The sequence below is a fragment of the Aquiflexum sp. genome (assembly GCF_977115555.1).
The window spans coordinates 1-3,711 of the sequence record NZ_CDSBKL010000390.1; the positions used below are offsets into that span (position 1 = coordinate 1).

The 3,711-nt window shown below is 41.4% G+C and carries 3 protein-coding genes; all 3 read left to right on the forward strand.

Annotated elements, in window-relative coordinates:
• The first annotated feature begins 282 nt into the window (after window positions 1-282).
• The 3 genes from hemH to ACZFYI_RS17165 all read left to right on the forward strand — a co-directional run bounded on the left by hemH (window position 283) and on the right by ACZFYI_RS17165 (window position 3,600).
• Entirely contained in the window at window positions 283-1,317 is a 1,035-nt protein-coding gene (gene hemH, locus ACZFYI_RS17155) for a ferrochelatase (RefSeq protein ID WP_462525352.1), read from the forward strand.
• A 139-nt stretch (window positions 1,318-1,456) separates the two neighbouring features.
• Window positions 1,457-2,251, forward strand: a complete 795-nt coding sequence (locus ACZFYI_RS17160) for a hypothetical protein (protein WP_462525353.1) — start codon at window positions 1,457-1,459, stop codon at window positions 2,249-2,251.
• Window positions 2,252-2,421: 170 nt separating this feature from the next.
• Window positions 2,422-3,600 (forward strand): CynX/NimT family MFS transporter, encoded by a 1,179-nt coding sequence (locus ACZFYI_RS17165; RefSeq protein ID WP_462525354.1) that lies wholly within the window; start codon window positions 2,422-2,424, stop codon window positions 3,598-3,600.
• Window positions 3,601-3,711 lie beyond the last annotated feature (111 nt).

Genomic DNA, 3,711 nt, shown 5'->3' on the forward strand with positions numbered 1-3,711 from the left:
ATCTCAGAAGTTATAGGTCATGTTAAACCTACTCTTTATCCAATTCCATTGGCAAATTCCAACCAAAAGCCTGTTATTTGGTTCTCATTATTATCAGATGCACTGTTTCCAAAATATTGTAAAAAATCTATGTCCTAGAATAGGATTGGACTTTATTCCAAACCAACCTAAGGGATAATATCAATAAATATCCAGTATCAATTAATATCCTGGTCTGGATCAGGATTTAACTCCAATTTTGAAATCAACACAAGAAGAAATTTATAGAACATTCTATTTAACATGAGCAAAAATAAAGCAAAGATCGGTGTACTATTGGTCAACCTCGGGACTCCCGACAGTACGGCTACGGGAGATGTCAGGAAGTATTTGAGAGAATTTTTGATGGATGGAAGGGTAATCGATTTCCCTTTTATCCCAAGATGGGCATTGGTCAACCTCATCATCGCACCATTCCGTGCTCCAAAATCCGCACATGAATACCGCAAACTTTTTACTGAAAGGGGTTCCCCGCTGATGTACCATACCGTAGACCTGACCGACAAACTCATCAAAGTCTTGGATGGAGAAAAATACCATGTGGAATTTGCCATGCGCTACCAAACGCCAAGTATCGAACAAGGCCTGGAAAAGCTGAACAAAGCCAATGTCAAAAAAATCATCGTTCTCCCGCTTTTCCCACAATATGCTTCCGCTACCAACGGTTCTGTGGTAGACAAGGTCATGGAAATCGCCCGCACTTGGCAGATTATCCCCAATATCACTTTCATCAACAACTTTGTTGACCATCCCCTTTTTGTGGAAGCATGGACAGAATTGGGAAAGGAAATGATGGAAAAGGAAGAATACGATACCTACCTTTTTTCATACCATGGACTGCCTGAGCGACAGATCCGAAAAGGTTCTGTGGATGGATACTGCCAACTCAGTGACAAATGCTGTGGCAACTATACCAAGAAAAACCAGTTCTGCTACCGCGGTCAATGCTTCCACACCACGAGGCTGATCGCTGCCAAATTGGGTTTGCCGGAAGATAAAGTAGTGACCTGCTTCCAGTCCCGACTCGGCAAAGACCCTTGGATCAAACCCTATACCGAAGATCTGATCAAGGAATTATCCGCAAAAGGAGTAAAAAAAGTACTCGTTTTCTCCCCGGCATTTGTGGCGGATTGCCTGGAAACTACCGTGGAAGTAGGCGAAGAATACAAGGAGCAATTTGAAGAGCTTGGCGGTGAAAAATGGGACCTTGTTCCCAGCTTAAACTCCCGGGATACCTGGGTAGCCTGTGTCAAAGATTTGGTGGAGGAGAATTCGTAGTGTAGATTTGGAAGATTGCAAAATTGAAAAATTGTTCTAAAAAAGATTAAAAATAAAACTAGGACTTTAAAAAATATCTTTGGTAAAGAATAGGAAATATAACATTTCTTACCTAAGATTAAAGTCAAATCAGTTTTAAATGAACCCAAAGTATATCTTTCTCATTTTTGGATTTTTATTCAGCTTTCAGTCAGCTTGGTCTCAGGAATCAGCAGATTTTGGGAGGTTTAGGATCGAGTTGAAAGGTGGTGCCGCTGTGCCTGTTGGAGCTTTTGCTAACAATTCTACAGACAATCTTACAAGACCAGATGAATATGAAAATGAGAGTCAATATATAGGCGTTTTCACCAAGGAAGGAAACGGATTTGCCAAGCCCGGATTATTTTATGGAGGAGAAATCACTTACAATCTGACCCAATCTTTTTTTGTAGGTGTAACTGCTTTGGCAATTTCTAACCCATTAGATCTGAATACTGTAAATGAGTTTTTGGTCGGTCTAGAAGGGAATTACAGTGTGCCTCTAAAATTCAATATGAGTCAAGAAGATTACAAAAGCACCTTTCTTGCTCCTATCATAGGATTTCAGAAAATCAAAGGACAGTGGGATTTTAGGATTTCTCAGGCTGTAGGGTTTTCAAGAATGGATTTTCCATTTTTTGAGATGGAAATTTTAGGACCTGGGGTACCATTATTTTTCAGACATTTTTATGCCACCGAAGATTTGACTTCTTGGTTTTCAAAAACAGAATCGTCTTTTTGTTATCATTTAACAGAGCGATTTCACGTAGGAGGAAGCATAGCTTATCTTTTTTCTGATTTTGATTATGACCTAACCCTTGTTATTAGTCCAGGTGGAAGTGCAGAATGGCGTTCCCCTGACACTGTCAATATGAGGGTATTGAATTTTGGATTGCATTTTGGGTTTGATTTTTAGGATCTTATTGGAACAGAGTAAAATCCATCTGGTTTGATTTAGTCAAAAATTCAGAAGCCTTTTTTATACTAAATGTTGATGGAATTCTAGTTTCGAAAATCATTGGTATTTTCCTTAAGAGATTTCAGCTAATTTTAACATTCTTTGACTCTTGATTCTTTAGCTTCAGAATGCAATCGCCAACACCCTTCTACAAAAAACCCTGGTTCCTAATTTTGGGGATTTTGTTGGTTTCTTTCAACTTGCGGCCTTCCATTACTGCCGTCGGACCATTGATACCCATGATCCGGGAGGACTTGGGTCTTTCCAATGGTTGGGCAGGATTTCTGACGACTTTGCCTCTCTTGACTTTTGCGACTTTCTCTCTTTTTTCGGCAGGGATTGGCAAGATATGGGGAAATACCAAAGCGATCCTTATTGCTTTGGTTTTGATTCTGATAGGAACAGTCATCAGGGTTCAGGGAGGGGCAACATGGCTTTTTATCGGGACAGGCTTGACCGGTATCGGGATTGTCATCTGCAATGTATTGTTGATTCCTTTGATCAAGCACCTTTTGCCCAGCCAAATCGGGCTGATTACTGCGTCTTATACCACAGGCATGAGTTTATTTGCTGCCGTGGCATCCGGCATTTCAGCCCCGATGGCCATTGACTTGGGTTGGGGATGGAGAGGATCGCTGTTGACTTGGGCGGGATTGTTGGTCATGGGGATTTTGATTTGGTGGCCTCAGGTCAAGCTGCATCCCAAAAACAAGAAGACTACAGATACCCATCCTAAAGTGAATGTCTGGAAATCCCGTCTTGCCTGGAATGTCTGCTTATTCATGGGTGTGCAATCCCTGCTGTATTTCACCATTATCGCCTGGCTTCCTGACATGTTGATTGCAAAGGGATTTTCTCCGGTCAAAGCAGGCTTGATTTTATCAATTATGCAGATGATCGGGTTGATCGGATCATTTTTGGCACCGATGATTGCGGTCAGGTTTAAGGACCAAGTCGGCATTGTCGTTGTGATCGGCTGCATGTATTTGCTTGGCTTTTCCTCCTTGTTCAGTCAGGTTCATTGGATCAATTATGCAGGATTGGCATTGGCAGGCTTGGGATTGGGTTCAAGTGTTTCCTTAGCCTACACACTGATCGGATTGCGTACCCACCACCAAAAAACCACTGCCTCGCTTTCGGGAATGGTCCAATCCACCGGTTATTACCTTGCAGCCTTGGGTCCCTTGTTGTTTGGGATCACCTTTGATATTTTTCATGATTGGAATTTTTTGATTTATCTGATGCTCACCTGTTCGGTGTTGTTTATCTATTTCGGGGCAAAGTCCGGAATTGCGAAGGTTATCTAATCTGAAAATATCTAAATCCTGACGGTCATTTATCAACCACAAAGGAACAAAAGAAAACAAAGGCCTGTCTTTTGTCACCTTTGTTACTTTGTGATATTAATCTATTCACAG

Bases quoted from the DNA above. Each gene is read 5' to 3' on its own strand.
- hemH (WP_462525352.1), top strand. From the start codon at position 283: ATGAGCAAAAATAAAGCAAAGATCGGTGTACTATTGGTCAACCTCGGG.
- ACZFYI_RS17165 (WP_462525354.1), top strand. From the start codon at position 2,422: ATGCAATCGCCAACACCCTTCTACAAAAAACCCTGGTTCCTAATTTTG.
- ACZFYI_RS17160 (WP_462525353.1), top strand. From the start codon at position 1,457: ATGAACCCAAAGTATATCTTTCTCATTTTTGGATTTTTATTCAGCTTT.